Here is a 16,114-nt window from a genome sequence, read left to right on the forward strand (position 1 = left end):
AACTTGACTAGGATTCGCTCTCGGGCGCAGCCGCGGGAATTACCGGAAAATTATGCTCCACACCGCCGTTCTGACCGCGATGACGCAACAGGTGATCCATAATCACTAATGCCATCATGGCTTCAGCAATAGGCGTTGCGCGAATACCGACACAGGGGTCGTGGCGCCCTTTGGTGACTACCTCAACTGACTCACCGTGCACATTGACACTGCGGCCAGGCAAATGCAGGCTGGAAGTTGGCTTCAACGCGAGGCTGGCCAACAGATCCTGACCGGTGGAAATCCCACCCAGAACACCGCCCGCCTGATTCGACAAAAAGCCTTCCGGGGTGATTTCATCGCGATGCTCGGTCCCTTTCTGCTCAACACAATCAAAGCCCGCACCGATCTCAACCCCTTTCACTGCATTAATGCTCATCAGAGCGTGGGCCAGATCCGCATCGAGACGATCAAAAATCGGCTCACCCAACCCCGGAGGCATACCGGTGGCAGCTACCGAGATCTTGGCACCCACAGAATTACCCTCTTTATTGAGGGCCTGCATATAGGTTTCCATCTCCGCGACCTTACTGGCATCAGGACAGAAAAACGGGTTGTTGTGGATTTCATTCCAATCAACCGTGTCGATTTTAATCGGTCCCAGTTGAGACAGATAACCCTTCACTTCAATACCGTGAAACTCTTTCAGGTATTTCTTCGCAATCGCGCCAGCAGCTACCCGCATGGCAGTCTCACGAGCGGAGGAGCGGCCACCGCCGCGATAATCCCGCACACCGTATTTCTGCATGTAGGGATAATCCGCGTGGGCAGGACGGTACTGATCTTTAATATTGGAATAGTCCTTGGAACGCTGATCGGTATTTTCAATCAACAAACCAATGGGGGTTCCTGTCGTTTTCCCCTCGAACACACCGGACAGGATTTTGACCTGATCCGCCTCGCGACGTTGAGTGGTGTAACGGGACTGCCCGGGTTTGCGACGATCAAGATCGTGCTGCAGGTCTTCTGCTGTCAGTGACAGGCCCGGAGGGCAACCATCAACAATGCAGCCCAAAGCCAGGCCGTGGCTCTCGCCAAAGGAGGTCACTGTGAATAGCTTGCCAAAGGTATTACCGGACATATCAAACTCGTTCTTTTGGTCGTTTTAGGTAATCGACTGTTTTGTTTACATCGAAAACTTGGATAAATGGGGCGTTTATAACGCAGAGCATGGATTATACGCACTTTCTGTGAAAGCTGCTCACTCGGGAGATCCAGCTCATACAAGCGTGAATAGTCGCCAGAGGAACAGACGCTAGAATTCTGTCTGAAACTGATCCAATTGCTCCGCGGTCAACACAAAGATACCGTGCCCGCCCTGCTCAAATTCCAACCAGGTAAAAGGTACACCTGGGAACTCAGCTTCCAGAGTCGGCCAACTGTTACCCACTTCCACCACCAGCAACCCCTGATCCGACAAATAAGTTCGGGCTTCTTTCAGCAGACGGCGAGTAAAATCCAGACCATCGTCACCACTGCCCAGCGCAATTTCCGGCTCGGCTTGAAACTCTGCAGGCATCGCCGACAGATCTTCAGAGTTCACATACGGAGGGTTGGTGACAATCAAATCAAACTCCTGTCCCTGCAGTCCAGAGAACAGATCAGACTCCACTGCGGTCACTTGATCCTCCAGACGGTGTAGCTGGATATTGGACCGGGCAACCTCAATAGCATCGGGCGAAATATCACTCAGCACAACCTCAGCATCCGTAAAGGTGTCCGCGCAAGCGATACCAATACAGCCGCTGCCTGTACACAGATCCAGAATCCTCGCTGGGTACACGCTCAACCAGGGCTCAAAACCCTGCGCAATACTTTCCGCCAGCGGGGATCTTGGTACCAACACCCGCTCATCCACATTGAATTCCAGCCCCGCAAACCAGGCTTTCCCAGTTAAGTAAGCTGCCGGAATGCGCTCTTCGATGCGCCGCTCAATCAAATCAATCAGCAGGCGTCGCTCCGCCAGCGTCAATCGAGCATGAAGCAGATGTGGCGGACTGTCCCACGACAGATGCAGACTGGGCATAATCAACTGAACAGCTTCATCCCAGGCGTTATCAGTCCCATGCCCAAAAAACAGCCCGGCGGCGTTAAAGCGGCTGGTTGCCCAGCGTAAATAGTCGCGAATGGACAACAGCTCCTGAATGGGAGATTCACGTTTTTCAATCAAGGTATCAGCCTCTGAAAATAGTCAATAAACACGCGGGTTAGCCATGTGCTTTTAGCGATGCAGCACTGATGCGGCACTGATGCAACACTACAGGCAGTCAACATAGAACCCGGTACGCCTAGAAGCCCAGTGCTTAGAAATACAGCGCTTAGAAATACAGTGTCTCGAAATACAGCGTCTAGAAATACAGGGCTGCTGCACTGGCGCATAGTGTCATTACAAACAAGAACCACTTAAGCGCCTTCTGGCTGATATTCAAAGCCATGCCAACGCCCAGCTGTGCCCCAGTCATGGTTCCGACCGCCAGAATCAAGCCTGGAACCCAAGCCACCTGCCCCTGCCAAATAAACACAGCCAATGCGACGGCCGTGAACGCTGCTGAGCAGAGAAGCTTTAACGCATTGGCTCGAACCAGATCATAACGCAGTACGCCCGCTAGCGCGGCAATTAACACAAACCCCACGCCGGCCTGTACAAAACCGCCATAAAAACCGGCCAGCAGCAAGGCTACCCAGGCTTTGGGGTTTCCTTTCACCTGGCCAGCCAGCTCCTCCGCACTTGGCATCACGGAAGACGGCTTCAACAAAATCAGCAGTGCCATAACGACCATGGTCCCCAGCAACACGGGCTTCAGCAAGGATACCGGTAAAAATGACGCCGACAGACCTCCCAGCAGCCCACCCAAGAGCGTTGGAATCAGAATGCCTTTGAGGTCTGTACGCTCCAGCTTGCCATGGCGATCAAAGCCTTTGAGGCCCACGACACACTGGCAAAAAACACCCACGCGGTTAGTGGCGTTGGCCACATCGGCTGGCAACCCCATCATCATCAGAGCCGGCAAAGTCAGATTCGAACCACCGCCTGCCAGGGTATTTATCACACCAGCAATCAAGTCCGTCCCCAGAAGCAGAGCAACAAAGCCCGGCGTCAATTCAAACATGGACTATTCCACAACACATAAACTGCTCCAAAGCATATGACCGACTACCGCTCTACACCATAAATTGCACTTCTGAGGCGAGAACGAGGCGAGAATAAGGACACCATTCGCCTATTGCCCCAGTAAAAACCGGCACAGTCTACCCTTTTTCTCTAAAATCACCAGAGAACGGCCTGCAAAGGCCGATTGAAGCCATTTTCGAAGGAGTTTGGCGCATGAATCAATATGAAAAAATACTTTACCGTCGCATAGGCTTCACGTAGGGTACAGCCCCCACAAGGCTCGCCAGAGCACCACACCCCTGCCGCTCTTCCGGTAAACACCTACCGGACGGGATGACACCCGTTGAGACTATATTAAGGGGGGATATATGAACAAAAGATCCCTTGAGGAATCCCGATGAAAGAGCAATACGCCAACATCATTCGTGCCATAGGTGAAGACCTCAATCGCCCAGGTCTACAGGACACGCCCAAACGCGCCGCCAAGGCCATGAAGTTTCTGACTCAGGGCTATCAACAGTCGATCGATGAGGTCGTGAATGGCGCCCTGTTCCCATCCGACTCGAGCGAGATGATCATCGTGAAGGATATTGAGCTGTATTCCATGTGCGAACACCACATGCTGCCCTTTATTGGCAAAGCTCATGTGGGCTATATTCCTACCGGAAAAGTGGTGGGGCTGTCTAAAATAGCGCGCATCGTGGATATGTTTGCCCGTCGCCTGCAGATCCAGGAACAACTGACAGTTCAGATCGCTGAAACCATTCAGGATGTGACCGAAGCGGCGGGTGTCGGTGTCATTATTGAAGCCAAGCACATGTGCATGATGATGCGTGGGGTTGAGAAGCAGAACTCATCCATGAAAACCTCATCCATGCTGGGCTGTTTCAGAGACGATGCGGCTACCCGTACGGAGTTTCTCTCCCTTATCCGATAACTGAATACCAGCTCTTCAACTCTCCCCAAAGGCAAGGCTCTGGCGACCGCTACCCTTGCCTTTTACCCTTTTGTTTTCAGGTATTAGCCCTCAGGTACTATCTTCACCAGGTTCACACTGGTTTCCCGGTCATCGGGGATGGAGTTGGGAGCCAGACCGCCAACACCGTAAGCACGTAACTTATCCTCTGAAATACCACCCTCAACCAGCTGTTTGAGAACCCTTGTGGCAGATTCCAGAGATCGCGCCTGCTGCTGCTCAATTGTCCCAGCCGCGACATCAAGTCCGACAATGCCGATATACCAGCTGCGCTGGACTCTCAGAGCATTAACCACAGCCTCAAGTTGTTCCGGTTCAAGTTGACCGTCCGTCAACTCAGGCAACCTGAACTCCCGTCCGCCGCGCAACCGCTCAGTGACCACCTCTGAACTACTGAACAGGTTGATTCGATTTGACGTGGTCAGAATATCCACCTGCACATAACTGCGACCCGTGCCTCGGCGCACAGCGTAGAGAGCGATGTATGCCTGCTGACCGTCCTTAAGATTAATAGCCAACGCTGAGTAATGTTGGTACTGATCCAGACCGTAGAGCTGTTTGATATCAAATCGCTGATTCGCCCAGGTACCACTGCTGCCGCAGCGACGGGATTCACACAGGAACAACTCCTGGCCGCCCATTTTCAGCGCCTGATCACGATAGAATTCAAAAGCCTCCTCCTCTGAGCGTCTCTCCTCCAACTCTTGTGTCAAACGACTGAGCTGACCGCTTAAACGCTGTTCACGTTCTGCACGCCAACGGCCATCCACCTTTTTTAGGGTCCCCAGCGTCAGAATATAATCTGTTACCTCACTCTGACTCTCAAACATCACAGAGGCCCGCTCAAAATGCGCAAGAGAAAATGCAGAAACGCTCGCCCCCCAGAGGGTGAATAAAGACGTAATACATAGCAAAGGCAAAAACTTCATAGGCATTGGTATTCTTCTGTATTATTTGTTGTGTGCATTCAATATCGCTATTTGTCGTATACAGTCTAGCAACCCAGGAATCGGTTGAGTATCCCTGCAATGTCTTCAGCCTGCTCCTCCATGTGGAAGTGATGATTGCCCGGCAAGTTTTCTATCGACCAATTCTCGGGCACCGAAAGCACTTGCGCAAAACGGGTCAATAGCCCTTTTTCAGCCAGTAAGAGCTTGGCCGGCGCCTGAACACGCCCCACAAACGCTGCAATCTGCTCAGTAGAAAGCTTCAATGCAGAAGCCGTACTCAGACGAGGATCACTTCGCCAGCAGTAACCGCCTTCCACTTCCTGAACACCCCGTTCAACCAGAGCCGAAGCAGCCTCTGGAGATAAAGCCCACAAGCCAATCATTCGGGCTCGCTCCATCAATTTTCGCTCTTTATACACCCCGTGAGCCTTAACCTGCTGGTTCTCAATGATGGATTGCGCCAACTGCTCCGGAGCTTTTTCCAGCGCTATTGGCTGAGGCATAAAGCCATCCAGCAATCCCAGATGAGTGATTCGCTCTGGGAAGGTACCTGCACACAACGTGCTGATGATGGCTCCCCGTGAATGTCCCAACAGCGCAAAACGCTCCCACCCCAGCTCGTCGGCAATAGCAAACACCTCACCCACATCCTGCCAGATATTGTACGGCCCCTGATGCTGACGATGATCACTGAAACCGTGCCCCGCGGTGTCGAGGGCTACCACATAATGGTCACTCAGAAAGGGCGCCAAGCGATAGAAGCTCGCACTGTTATCCAGCCAGCCATGCAATGCGAGAACCGGTGGATTTAAAGGATCACCCCAGGCTTGAGCGGCAAAGGTCATACCCTGCGCACTGATACTGAGTTGGTTAGGCTGTGTGGCTGTGTGAGGCTGTGTATCGGGGGTAGTGGTAGTCATATTATTGAAAAGCCCTTAACGACTAAAAACGCTGCCTTTGAAAGAACAGCAGTCATAGAGAGAACAGCAGTCATAGAAAGAAAGCGGCCATTGAGAGGAAACCGGTTAATGAAAAATAGACGGTCGTTGAACAAGACAGTCACTGGGACATGCCAGGCTGCCTAAGTGATAGCAAAGAACCACAAGCACCAGCAACGATTTCGGCTTCCACATGAGCCAATGCACTGGTACCCATTACTTGACGACCTGGTGACAAACCACAGAGCCAATTAACCAGCTCACCAACCAATGGCTGATGGCTGACCAATAACGGAATATCGTGATTCACAGAATCCAACAACTGGGCGACCTGAGGCAAACGGCCCTCCGGAACCAGCAGATCCGAGGTTTCTACCGGTAAAGACAACAGCTTTGAGGCCAAAGACGCTGTTTGCTGTGCCCGCACATAGGGACTGGCAATGATGCGGGTCACGGCCTTTAATTCGGCCTGTGACTCCGACAAAATGTCCAAGGTTTGCTGATAGCCGACGGAGGTGAGTGCCCTCTCCGGGTCACTGTCGGCAAACAATTGGGCTTCACCGTGCCGCAGGATAAAGGCTTGCATGTTACTGCTCCAGCTTGCTCTCCAGAGGTGAATGTTTGGCGTGTAGAAAGGCCTGGCCCTTCATGCCCTGCGATCTACCGCAGGTGGTAGTTCTGGTAGTTCTGGTAGCTCTAGTAGTTCTAGTAGCTCTGGTAGTTCGACTGCACTTCTGTCACTTCGACTCCGGCCAGTCCTGAAACGGGTAAGGCTTCTCTTCGCTGTTATAACTCAGGAACTGCCATGTCTGGAAAATAAAGACGGAGAGAGAATGTCCCAACCTTCTAAGGTTGTCATTATTCTGCCCGGTAAAAAGGGAAAACAGGAATTGCAGAATCACCACAACCCACATCACCGCAGCCGCCACTTGCAAAATCACAGCAAACAGCACCATAAACACCAGCCGTAACCAGTGCGTACTGGACAACAGGTTAGACTTCATTTTTTCGTCCATTCAATTACCCTTACAACTTGAAAACTCATCAACCGCTTCAAATTTTGGCTTAACTCTTACCAGAGTATTCCACATCATCGTTCTGCTCACCCATCATCAGACCTTGAGCCACTTCAGCCAGAGGACGCTGTTCAAATAAAATATCATACATGCCACTCACCAGCGGCATGTAAACACCTAATTCGTCAGCTTTGTGCTTAACGATCCGAACTGTATTGACCCCTTCGGCCACCTGTCCGATTTCCTCAATAGCCTTCTCCAGGGTTTTTCCCTGCCCCAAGGCCTGACCGATTCGGTAATTACGACTCAAATCCGACGTACAGGTTAAAATCAGATCGCCAACCCCGGCCAACCCCAAAAAGGTCATCGGGTCTGCGCCCATTTCATGGGCGAAACGGCCCATTTCAGCCAGGCTGCGAGTCAGTAACATGGCCTGAGTGTTTTTCCCTGACCCCACGGCCACTGCCAATCCTGAAACGATCGCATAAATATTCTTCAGGGCTCCGCCCAACTCAACGCCATAGCGGTCTTTGTTGGCATAGACTCTGAACGTGGGTGAACAGAGAATATCCTGAATACATTTGATAACACTGTCGTCGTCACTCGCGATCACTGAGCCAGTCTGTTGCTGCTGGACAATTTCCTTGGCAAAGTTTGGCCCGCTTAATACACCGATATGAGCATTCGGCAATTCTTGCTCAAGAATCTGACTCATCAAGGTGAAGTTTTCTGATTCAATCCCCTTGGTAGTACTGATGACAATAGCTTCAGACTTCAGAAGAGGCGCTACCTGCCGAGTCACATCACGAAAGGACTGGCTGGGTACAGAAATAAAAACCACATCACTGTTGGTTACAGCCTGCGTCAAATCGGCTGTCATGGTGAGATTGTCATCCAGCGGATAACCCGGCAGATATTCGGGGTTTTCCCGTGATGCCTGACTGCGAGCAGCTCGTTCTGCATCGCGCATCCAAAGATAAGTGTGATGACCATTGACCGCGATAATGTTGGCGATCGCGGTGCCAAAACTGCCACCACCCAGTACCGCAATGGTTAATTCATTCGACATTAATGATTCTGCCCGATTGTGTGACGCACGTTTTGCTTGGTAACGAATGATGTTTAACAGCAATCACCGTTAACCATGTGCAGAGAAAAGAACACATGGAGGGAAGCTTCCAGCTCAGAAACGACCAACCATAGCGCTATTATAGAGAAGCAAGCCTGTATTACACAAAGATAGTTGTATTACACAAAGAATAAGACCCGACGCCATGCTCTCAAAGTGCCAAGCACAAGAGAATACGGCGCCAAATATGGCGCCGTATATCTCTGCGTTGCTTAAGCGGTAAAGCGAATGTCAGATCAACCGAATCAGTTGCTCAGTTCGAGCAGCAACTTGTTCAGCTTCGCGACATAAGCCGCTGGATCTTCCAAAGTGCCGCCTTCCGCCAGACACGCCTGATCAAACAGGACATTGGCTAAATCAGCAAAGCGATCCTCATCAGATTCGTGATCCAGCTTGTCCACCAATGGATGTTCCGGATTGATTTCAAAAATCGGCTTGGAATCCGGCACAGCCTGACCCGCCTGCTCCAGCAGACGACGCATCTGTGCGCCCATATCGTGCTCACCGACGACCAGACAACCCGGGGATCCTGTCAGACGGTTCGTGACACGCACATCGTCAACACGACTTTCCAGCACATCTTTCACACGTTTAACCAGATCTTCGTGTTGTTTGGCGCTCTCTTCCTGAGCCTTTTTATCTTCTTCAGTATCCAGTTCACCCAGATCCAGCTGGCCTTTACCAACATCCTGGAAGTGCTTCTCTTTGTACTCCATCAGGTGGCCCATGAGCCACTCATCGACACGGTCAGATAGCAGCAACACTTCGATATTCTTTTTACGCAGCGCTTCAAGGTGTGGGCTGTTCTTGGCAGTATTAAAGTTTTCTGCAGCGACGTAGTAGATCTTGTCCTGCCCTTCTTTCATGCGCTCAATGTACTGATCCAGCGACTGATCCTGCTCAGACTTGTCCGTGTGCGTCGTGGAGAAGCGCAGCAGAGAAGCGATCTTTTCACGATTAGTGAAATCTTCAGCAGGGCCTTCTTTCAGAACATCACCAAAGGCGTTCCAGAAAGTGGTGTAGTCCTCAGGCTTGTTTTTAGCCATCTTGGTCAACATATCCAGTACACGTTTGGTCAGTGCACTGCGCATGGCATCAATATTGGGATCTTTCTGCAGGATCTCACGAGACACGTTCAGGGAGAGATCGTTGGAGTCCACCACACCTTTGATAAAACGCAGGTACATGGGCAGAAACTGCTCTGCGTCGTCCATGATAAACGTGCGCTGTACGTAGAGTTTCAGTCCACGAGAGGCTTCACGATTGTACAGGTCATAAGGAGCAGTTGCCGGGATATACAGCAGGCTGGTGTAATCCAGCTTGCCTTCAACGCGGTTGTGGCTCCAGCTCAGAGGATCCTGAAAGTCATGAGACACATGCTTGTAAAACTCTTTATATTCATCATCACTGACATCTGAACGGGAGCGAGTCCACAGTGCCGTCGCACTGTTGATGGTTTCATCTTCTGGCTCCTGCTTTTCCTCTTCTTCGCCCACGGCTTCTTTCTGCATGATCACCGGCAGAGAGATATGGTCAGAGTACTTTTTGATGATGGAGCGCAGACGCCAGCCATCGGCAAACTCTTCCGCATCCTTCTTCAAGTGCAGAACAATCTTGGTACCGCGAGACGCTTTCTCAACGGTTTCAACGGTAAATTCTGCCTCACCGGTACACTCCCAATGAACACCTTCAGCAGTAGGCGTGCCGGCACGACGAGTAAAGACCTCAACCCGGTCGGCAACAATGAATGCAGAATAGAAACCCACCCCGAACTGACCAATCAACTGGGAGTCTTTCTTCTCATCGCCGGAAAGGTTTTCCAGAAATTGTGCTGTACCGGATTTGGCAATGGTACCCAGATGCTCAACCACATCATCCCGGGTCATACCAATACCGTTATCGCTGATGGTAACGGTTTTAGCGTCTTTATCGAATTCGATGCGGATGGCTAGTTCCGAGTCATTTTCATACAGGCTGTCATCCGTAAGGGCTTTAAAACGCAGCTTGTCTGCGGCGTCCGAAGCATTAGACACCAGTTCCCGCAGGAAAATCTCTTTGTTGGAGTAAAGAGAGTGAATCATCAAATGCAGTAATTGCTACGCTTCGGTCTGAAAACCGCGAGTTTCTTTTTGCGCTTCCACAGTCATTTTTCAAAGGCTCCTGAACGTCTGTGTTTGGGAATAAATTGTATGACTGTTGAGATGGGGGTTGGTGATGGGATTTCAAGGGGGAAATGGAGATTGTCGGTAGATTAGCCAATAAGCTGAAAAAGGACCTATTGGCTAACAGGCAGGATCTAGTCAATCAAAAATTGTGCTCTGGCTCTAGCCACCAGATTCTCGGTATCGTCCTGCCAGCAATCGATACCCACATTGACCAATTTACGGCCAAAACGAACAATCTCACATCGCGCATAGGTGTCTTTGAAATGCCCGGGGCGTAAATAATCGATGCTGAAATCCACCACTTTCGGCACTTTGAGCACCTCCATCGACATCATCAGGTGCAAAATGGCCGACATCTCCATAAAGCCTCCCAGGGCTCCGCCGTGAAGCGCAGGCAGTGTTGGATTACCGATATTACTGGCTTTGGGGGGCAGGCAGAAAACACCAGCCTCCTCTCCCAGTTTAATTCCCAGCAGTTTGGCGTATGGGATTGCGTCAACGCACTCGCTCCAGTCGCCGGTTTCCTGAGCTCGCTGAACCAGCTGTGCAATCTGACTCATGCTTTGCCTCCTACTATCTCATCATAAGCCGCCAACATGGTGTCTCGAAACTCCGTAAACGTTCCTGTCTCCATACGGGTGAAGTTGCCCACAGCCTGGGCAACGGGTCGGTTTACATCGCCCTGATGGGCAATGGCACGGGTAAAAATCACGTAGCGCGACAACCTATACACCTCACCGACGGCATAAATCGGTTTGTGCGGCTCTGCTGGCCCCAAGTGATCGATACGCAAATCGATGGTGGGCGTCAGGGCCAGCTCTTCTAGCACCGTACTGGCCGAGAACCCGCAGCAGCTGTCCAGCAAGGCAGTCAGTACACCGCCATGAATGACACCCGTCTCCGGATTGCCAACAATCTCTTCTGAATAGCCAATCTCCATGGTGACACTGCCCCGCTGAATATCCGTAACCTTGATACCCAGAGCGTGAAAGTGATCCCCCTGATTCGCAATCATCAGCAGTTCGCACATCTTGCGAACCTCATCCAAATCTACAGCCATAGCGTCGTCCAACTTGTTATACTCACTGCCATCCGGCAAGACGCAGTATTATAGACCAATTGCTCTGGTCAACAGTGGCCAAATCCACCGAGCTTGGTAGCCGCTCCGTTCTGCAATAACCTGTTAAACAGGCTACAAGTACGTAAAATAGCCCGAATCGGCCAAGCCTGTGCTAATCTTCTTTTATCACGTTTTAATCTATAAACAAGGACGCTGACTATGCTAAAGCCCTATCACTTTTTCCCCTTTGCGGCTGCTCTTCTCGCTGGATGCGGTATGCAGAGCGCCGAAGAAACCGCTGTTGCCAAAATGTCACAGTGTGAAAAAGTCATGGCCCTGGTAGATGCTCACCCAGGCAAGTTCGAAAACATTCGGAAAAACCTGCAATCGACCCGTAAAATTACCGTCTGGGATGCCCGCTATCATCTGGTCGGAAAGAACTGTCAAGTTTGGGCCTGGGGAAGCGGTAAAACAGATTACATGTGCAGCCTGACGGCTCCCAACAAGGAAACCGCTCAAGAGAGCTTTAACAAGGCTAAAGACTTGACCCAGTCCTGCCTGGGAAGTAACTGGCAACTGTCTGAAGCTCCCCGCAAAGTCGGCAACGGGATCAAGGCCACCTTCACACGCCCCAACAGCGATACGGTAGTCGCATTACACGCGGTTGAAACCCGTGGCGTCATCAAAGATGAGTGGACCACCTACTTCTTTGTCGGTGATGCCAGCGACGAACTCTAAGCGACACTAACTGGCCTGTAGTAAAACGGGCCTGTATGTAGCAAACGGGCAAACTGAGATGTGGCTAACTGAGATATAACTAACCCATCGCTGCAAATTAAAAACAATCGTCCACAAAAAAAGGCTGCATTAATTGCAGCCTTTTTTTGAACTGATGCCCTTTTACGGGCATAGACCAGAACTTACCAGCCAGTCAGTTCCTTCAGTGCATCACCGATACCCGCCAAAGAGCGAACGGTTTTAACACCTGCATCTTCCAATGCTGCAAACTTCTCGTCAGCAGTACCTTTACCACCAGAGATAATCGCACCGGCGTGGCCCATGCGCTTACCAGCAGGAGCAGTAACACCCGCAATGTAAGAAACAACAGGCTTGGTTACGTTAGCTTTGATGTATGCAGCAGCTTCTTCTTCAGCAGACCCACCGATTTCACCGATCATAACGATGGCTTCAGTCTTAGGATCGTTCTCGAACATTTCCAGAACGTCGATGAAGTTAGTGCCTGGGATTGGGTCACCACCAATACCTACACAAGTGGACTGGCCAAAACCAGCATCTGTGGTTTGCTTAACCGCTTCGTAGGTCAAAGTACCTGAACGGGAAACAATACCCACTTTACCCGGCAAGTGAATGTGGCCTGGCATGATACCAATCTTACACTCGCCCGGAGTGATCACACCTGGGCAGTTAGGACCGATCAGACGAACACCCAGCTCATCACACTTCACTTTACATTCCAGCATATCCATCACAGGAATGTGCTCAGTGATACAAACAACCAGCTTGATACCAGCATTAGCTGCTTCCAGGATAGAATCCTTACAGAATGGCGCTGGTACGTAAATAACGGAAGCGTCCGCACCGGTAGCCTCAACAGCTTCAGCAACTGTGTTAAATACTGGCAGGCCCAGGTGAGTAGTGCCACCTTTTCCTGGCGTTACACCGCCGACCATTTGAGTACCATAGGCAATGGATTGCTCGGAGTGCATAGTACCCTGAGAACCAGTGAAACCCTGGCAGATTACTTTTGTATCTTTGTTAATTAATACGCTCATTTGCTCGCCCCTTATTAACCTTTAGCCGCTTTAACAACTTGCTCTGCAGCATCGGTCAAGCTGGTTGCAGCAATAATATTCAGACCGCTGTCAGCCAGTACCTTGGCACCTACATCAGCATTGTTACCTTCAAGGCGAACAACAACAGGTACTTTCACACCAACTTCTTCAACAGCGCCGATAACGCCTTCAGCGATCAGGTCACAGCGAACGATACCACCGAAAATGTTGATCAATACGGCTTCAACATTGGTATCAGACAGAATGATTTTGAATGCTTCGATAACGCGCTCTTTGGTAGCACCGCCGCCCACGTCCAGGAAGTTAGCTGGGTTGCCACCGTGCAGCTTAACGATATCCATGGTACCCATGGCCAGGCCTGCGCCGTTAACCATGCAACCAATGTTACCGTCGAGAGCTACGTAGTTCAGATCCCACTTAGCCGCATTGGCTTCGCGCTCATCTTCCTGAGTCGGATCGTTCATCGCGCTCAGTTCCGGGTGACGGTACAGAGCATTGCTGTCCAGAACGATTTTAGCGTCCAGACAATGCAGATCGTCAGCAGGCGTAATGACCAGCGGGTTGATTTCCAGCAGAGCCAGATCTTTTTCTTCAAACATCTTGGCCAGACCCAGGAAAATTTGGGTAAACTGCTTGATTTGCTTGCCTTCCAGACCCAGTTTGAAAGCCAGATCACGAGCCTGATATGGCTGAGCGCCAGTCAGAGGATCAATGGTCGCTTTCAGAATTTTTTCAGGAGTCTCTTCAGCAACTTTCTCGATTTCAACACCACCTTCAGTGGAAGCCATGAAAACGATACGACGGCTTGAACGGTCAACTACAGCACCCAGGTACAGCTCCTGAGCGATGTCAGTGCAGGGCTCAACCAGGATGCGGCTTACAGGCTGACCATTTTCGTCAGTCTGATAAGTCACCAGGCGGTTACCCAACCACTTTTTGGAAAACTCTTCGATTTCAGCTTTGCTGCTCACCAGTTTCACACCGCCCGCTTTACCGCGGCCGCCAGCGTGCACCTGAGCTTTTACAACAAATTTATCACCACCGATGATATCGGCAGCGGCGACGGCTTCTGCTGATGTCGCAGCAGCGACACCTTTGGAAACAGGCAGGCCGTATTCGGCGAACAGCTGCTTACCTTGATACTCATGCAAGTTCATGTCTACTTTCCATCCACTCGCGCCATTGTCGCTCGATTATTTCTATTATGACCAGAGCAATACTGGCCGTCAGGACTGAAGCTCTCAGCTGCAGACTGCGGAAGTACTCAGTAATGAGCATTCCGCAAGCTTCACCAGCTGTGAAACTTCCCCTAGTGCGCATTTGTGTTTTTATTTACGCTTTTTACGGTTCGGCATGTGAATAGCATGGCCATTCACTGCCAAGGCAGCTTCCTTAACAGCTTCCGAGAATGTTGGGTGACCATGGACGGTCATACCAATATCCTCAGCAGTGGAGCCAAATTCCATGGCAATAGCTACCTGCTGCACTAAATCGGATGCGCTCGGGCCTACAATATGACAGCCCAATACACGATCAGTCTTCGCATCGGCAATGATTTTGACGAGACCTTCAGCTTCATTCGCCGCTACGGCACGACCAACAGCGACAAATGGGAAGGTTCCCACATTGTAATCTTCACCGTCTGCTTTCACCTGTTCTTCGGTGCGACCAACTGACGCGACCTCAGGGTGGGTGTAAATAACGTTGGGGATAATATCATAGTTCATCAACGGCTTCTGACCCGCGATGCGTTCGGCGACCATCACCCCTTCTTCTGAACCTTTATGCGCCAACATAGGGCCACGGACGACATCACCCACAGCCCACACGCCTGGGGCGTTCGTGGAACACAGGTCGTTGACGTAGATAAATCCGCGCTCATCCAGATTCACGCCACTGTCAGCAGACAACAGCCCTTCGGTATAAGGGCGACGTCCGACACAGACAATTAGTTTGTCGAAGGTTTCTTTCTGCTCGTTGCCGTCTTTGTCAGTGTAGGTAACTTCAACTTCTTTACCCTTCACCTCAGATCCGGTCACACGACAGCTCAAACGAATATCCAGGCCCTGCTTGGTCAAAATCTTCTTGGTTTCTTTGGAAATTTGCTGATCCATCATGGCCAGAAAATCGTCCATAGCCTCCAGACAGACAACGTCGGAACCCAGGCGGCTCCATACACTGCCCAACTCCAGGCCAATCACACCAGCGCCAATAACACCCAGACGCTTAGGTACTTCCTGAAATTCCAGAGCGCCGGTTGAGTCGACAATGACGTCGTTATCAACTGGAGCGACAGGAATATTCACGGGCACGGAACCAGACGCCAAAATCACATTCTCGGCTTCCAAAGTCTCTACTTTGCCGTCGTTGTCAGTAAACTCAACTTTGCGGCCAGCCAGCAATTTGCCTGAGCCGTAAAGTGAAGTCACTTTATTGGCCTGGAACAACCCGGTGATGCCGCCAGACATCTGCTTAACAACCTGAGCTTTGCGCTTGATCATGGTAGGAACGTCGATGGTGACATCCCCTGTACCAATACCATGTACCTCATAAGACGCCTTCGCATCATGATATTTATGAGAGCTGTCCAGCAAAGCTTTAGAGGGAATACAGCCAACATTCAGGCAAGTACCACCATTGACCCCTTTGCCCTTGTCGTCTTTCCACTTTTCGATACAGGCTGTTTTCAATCCCAACTGAGCGGCGCGAATGGCAGCAACATAACCCGCGGGGCCAGAGCCAATGACAATTACATCGTACTTATCCGACATAGAAGTGGTGTCCTAATGTAAAAATGTGCATAAATTCATAGCGGCTTTCGATGACAGATCAATGAACGTAGCTTTTGAAAATAGCGTTCAAGAACCATCATCCGTAACCGCTAAAGCGATTAATTCTGTTTTGAAACGATCTAT

At 50.8% G+C, this 16,114-nt stretch carries 16 protein-coding genes; 2 read left to right on the forward strand and 14 right to left on the reverse strand.

Features of this window, described 5'->3' with window-relative positions:
- Positions 1 to 7: 7 nt before the first annotated feature.
- The 3 genes from aroC to ACTG33_RS02680 form a co-directional block, all read right to left on the reverse strand.
- On the reverse strand, positions 8 to 1,120 hold the full coding sequence (gene aroC / locus ACTG33_RS02670; RefSeq protein WP_439133638.1) for a chorismate synthase: 1,113 nt from the start codon (positions 1,118 to 1,120) through the stop codon (positions 8 to 10).
- A gap of 174 nt (positions 1,121 to 1,294) precedes the next feature.
- A complete protein-coding gene (prmB, locus tag ACTG33_RS02675) occupies positions 1,295 to 2,209 on the reverse strand; it encodes a 50S ribosomal protein L3 N(5)-glutamine methyltransferase (protein ID WP_439133639.1) in 915 nt (304 codons plus the stop codon).
- Between the two features lie 178 nt (positions 2,210 to 2,387).
- On the reverse strand, positions 2,388 to 3,149 hold the full coding sequence (locus ACTG33_RS02680; protein WP_439133640.1) for a sulfite exporter TauE/SafE family protein: 762 nt from the start codon (positions 3,147 to 3,149) through the stop codon (positions 2,388 to 2,390).
- A 399-nt stretch (positions 3,150 to 3,548) separates the two neighbouring features.
- Here ACTG33_RS02680 and folE point away from each other — a divergent pair, with 399 nt between their 5' ends.
- Positions 3,549 to 4,088: a GTP cyclohydrolase I FolE gene (folE, locus tag ACTG33_RS02685; protein WP_439133641.1), complete on the forward strand. Its 540-nt coding sequence runs from the start codon at positions 3,549 to 3,551 to the stop codon at positions 4,086 to 4,088.
- An 83-nt stretch (positions 4,089 to 4,171) separates the two neighbouring features.
- Here folE and ACTG33_RS02690 read toward each other — a convergent pair whose 3' ends face one another.
- The 8 genes from ACTG33_RS02690 to ACTG33_RS02725 all read right to left on the reverse strand — a co-directional run bounded on the left by ACTG33_RS02690 (position 4,172) and on the right by ACTG33_RS02725 (position 11,385).
- Positions 4,172 to 5,062 (reverse strand): DUF4892 domain-containing protein, encoded by an 891-nt coding sequence (locus ACTG33_RS02690; RefSeq protein ID WP_439133642.1) that lies wholly within the window; start codon positions 5,060 to 5,062, stop codon positions 4,172 to 4,174.
- A gap of 59 nt (positions 5,063 to 5,121) precedes the next feature.
- Positions 5,122 to 5,997, reverse strand: coding sequence for an alpha/beta fold hydrolase (locus tag ACTG33_RS02695; protein WP_439133643.1), 876 nt, complete (start codon positions 5,995 to 5,997; stop codon positions 5,122 to 5,124).
- Positions 5,998 to 6,136: 139 nt separating this feature from the next.
- Positions 6,137 to 6,601, reverse strand: coding sequence for a phosphohistidine phosphatase SixA (sixA, locus tag ACTG33_RS02700; protein WP_439133644.1), 465 nt, complete (start codon positions 6,599 to 6,601; stop codon positions 6,137 to 6,139).
- A gap of 151 nt (positions 6,602 to 6,752) precedes the next feature.
- On the reverse strand, positions 6,753 to 7,031 hold the full coding sequence (locus tag ACTG33_RS02705) for a DUF4389 domain-containing protein (RefSeq protein ID WP_439133645.1): 279 nt from the start codon (positions 7,029 to 7,031) through the stop codon (positions 6,753 to 6,755).
- A gap of 49 nt (positions 7,032 to 7,080) precedes the next feature.
- Positions 7,081 to 8,100: an NAD(P)H-dependent glycerol-3-phosphate dehydrogenase gene (locus tag ACTG33_RS02710; RefSeq protein WP_439133646.1), complete on the reverse strand. Its 1,020-nt coding sequence runs from the start codon at positions 8,098 to 8,100 to the stop codon at positions 7,081 to 7,083.
- 305 nt (positions 8,101 to 8,405) lie between these two features.
- On the reverse strand, positions 8,406 to 10,250 hold the full coding sequence (htpG, locus tag ACTG33_RS02715) for a molecular chaperone HtpG (protein ID WP_439133665.1): 1,845 nt from the start codon (positions 10,248 to 10,250) through the stop codon (positions 8,406 to 8,408).
- Between the two features lie 206 nt (positions 10,251 to 10,456).
- Entirely contained in the window at positions 10,457 to 10,885 is a 429-nt protein-coding gene (locus ACTG33_RS02720; protein WP_439133647.1) for a PaaI family thioesterase, read from the reverse strand.
- Positions 10,882 to 11,385 (reverse strand): PaaI family thioesterase, encoded by a 504-nt coding sequence (locus ACTG33_RS02725; RefSeq protein WP_439133648.1) that lies wholly within the window; start codon positions 11,383 to 11,385, stop codon positions 10,882 to 10,884. Before ACTG33_RS02725 ends, ACTG33_RS02720 begins: the two co-directional genes overlap by 4 nt.
- Positions 11,386 to 11,604: 219 nt before the next feature.
- On the opposite strand from ACTG33_RS02725, the gene ACTG33_RS02730 reads away from it, so the two are divergent.
- Entirely contained in the window at positions 11,605 to 12,123 is a 519-nt protein-coding gene (locus tag ACTG33_RS02730) for a hypothetical protein (RefSeq protein ID WP_439133649.1), read from the forward strand.
- Between the two features lie 182 nt (positions 12,124 to 12,305).
- Here ACTG33_RS02730 and sucD read toward each other — a convergent pair whose 3' ends face one another.
- The 3 genes from sucD to lpdA all read right to left on the reverse strand — a co-directional run bounded on the left by sucD (position 12,306) and on the right by lpdA (position 15,970).
- Entirely contained in the window at positions 12,306 to 13,178 is an 873-nt protein-coding gene (gene sucD, locus ACTG33_RS02735) for a succinate--CoA ligase subunit alpha (protein WP_439133650.1), read from the reverse strand.
- 14 nt (positions 13,179 to 13,192) lie between these two features.
- Positions 13,193 to 14,356, reverse strand: a complete 1,164-nt coding sequence (sucC, locus tag ACTG33_RS02740; RefSeq protein ID WP_439133651.1) for an ADP-forming succinate--CoA ligase subunit beta — start codon at positions 14,354 to 14,356, stop codon at positions 13,193 to 13,195.
- Between the two features lie 171 nt (positions 14,357 to 14,527).
- Positions 14,528 to 15,970, reverse strand: a complete 1,443-nt coding sequence (gene lpdA / locus ACTG33_RS02745) for a dihydrolipoyl dehydrogenase (RefSeq protein WP_439133652.1) — start codon at positions 15,968 to 15,970, stop codon at positions 14,528 to 14,530.
- Positions 15,971 to 16,114: the final 144 nt, after the last annotated feature.

The sequence above is a fragment of the Pseudomaricurvus sp. genome (assembly GCF_965662505.1).
Classification (GTDB): Bacteria; Pseudomonadota; Gammaproteobacteria; order Pseudomonadales; family Cellvibrionaceae; genus Pseudomaricurvus.

Excerpts from the sequence above, each read along its gene's own strand:
- sixA (WP_439133644.1), bottom strand. The coding sequence starts at position 6,601 with ATGCAAGCCTTTATCCTGCGGCACGGTGAAGCCCAATTGTTTGCCGAC.
- folE (WP_439133641.1), top strand. The coding sequence starts at position 3,549 with ATGAAAGAGCAATACGCCAACATCATTCGTGCCATAGGTGAAGACCTC.
- ACTG33_RS02730 (WP_439133649.1), top strand. The coding sequence starts at position 11,605 with ATGCTAAAGCCCTATCACTTTTTCCCCTTTGCGGCTGCTCTTCTCGCT.
- ACTG33_RS02725 (WP_439133648.1), bottom strand. The coding sequence starts at position 11,385 with ATGGCTGTAGATTTGGATGAGGTTCGCAAGATGTGCGAACTGCTGATG.
- ACTG33_RS02710 (WP_439133646.1), bottom strand. The coding sequence starts at position 8,100 with ATGTCGAATGAATTAACCATTGCGGTACTGGGTGGTGGCAGTTTTGGC.
- lpdA (WP_439133652.1), bottom strand. The coding sequence starts at position 15,970 with ATGTCGGATAAGTACGATGTAATTGTCATTGGCTCTGGCCCCGCGGGT.
- ACTG33_RS02680 (WP_439133640.1), bottom strand. The coding sequence starts at position 3,149 with ATGTTTGAATTGACGCCGGGCTTTGTTGCTCTGCTTCTGGGGACGGAC.
- ACTG33_RS02690 (WP_439133642.1), bottom strand. The coding sequence starts at position 5,062 with ATGCCTATGAAGTTTTTGCCTTTGCTATGTATTACGTCTTTATTCACC.
- ACTG33_RS02695 (WP_439133643.1), bottom strand. The coding sequence starts at position 5,997 with ATGACTACCACTACCCCCGATACACAGCCTCACACAGCCACACAGCCT.
- ACTG33_RS02720 (WP_439133647.1), bottom strand. The coding sequence starts at position 10,885 with ATGAGTCAGATTGCACAGCTGGTTCAGCGAGCTCAGGAAACCGGCGAC.
- sucD (WP_439133650.1), bottom strand. The coding sequence starts at position 13,178 with ATGAGCGTATTAATTAACAAAGATACAAAAGTAATCTGCCAGGGTTTC.
- sucC (WP_439133651.1), bottom strand. The coding sequence starts at position 14,356 with ATGAACTTGCATGAGTATCAAGGTAAGCAGCTGTTCGCCGAATACGGC.
- aroC (WP_439133638.1), bottom strand. The coding sequence starts at position 1,120 with ATGTCCGGTAATACCTTTGGCAAGCTATTCACAGTGACCTCCTTTGGC.
- ACTG33_RS02705 (WP_439133645.1), bottom strand. The coding sequence starts at position 7,031 with ATGGACGAAAAAATGAAGTCTAACCTGTTGTCCAGTACGCACTGGTTA.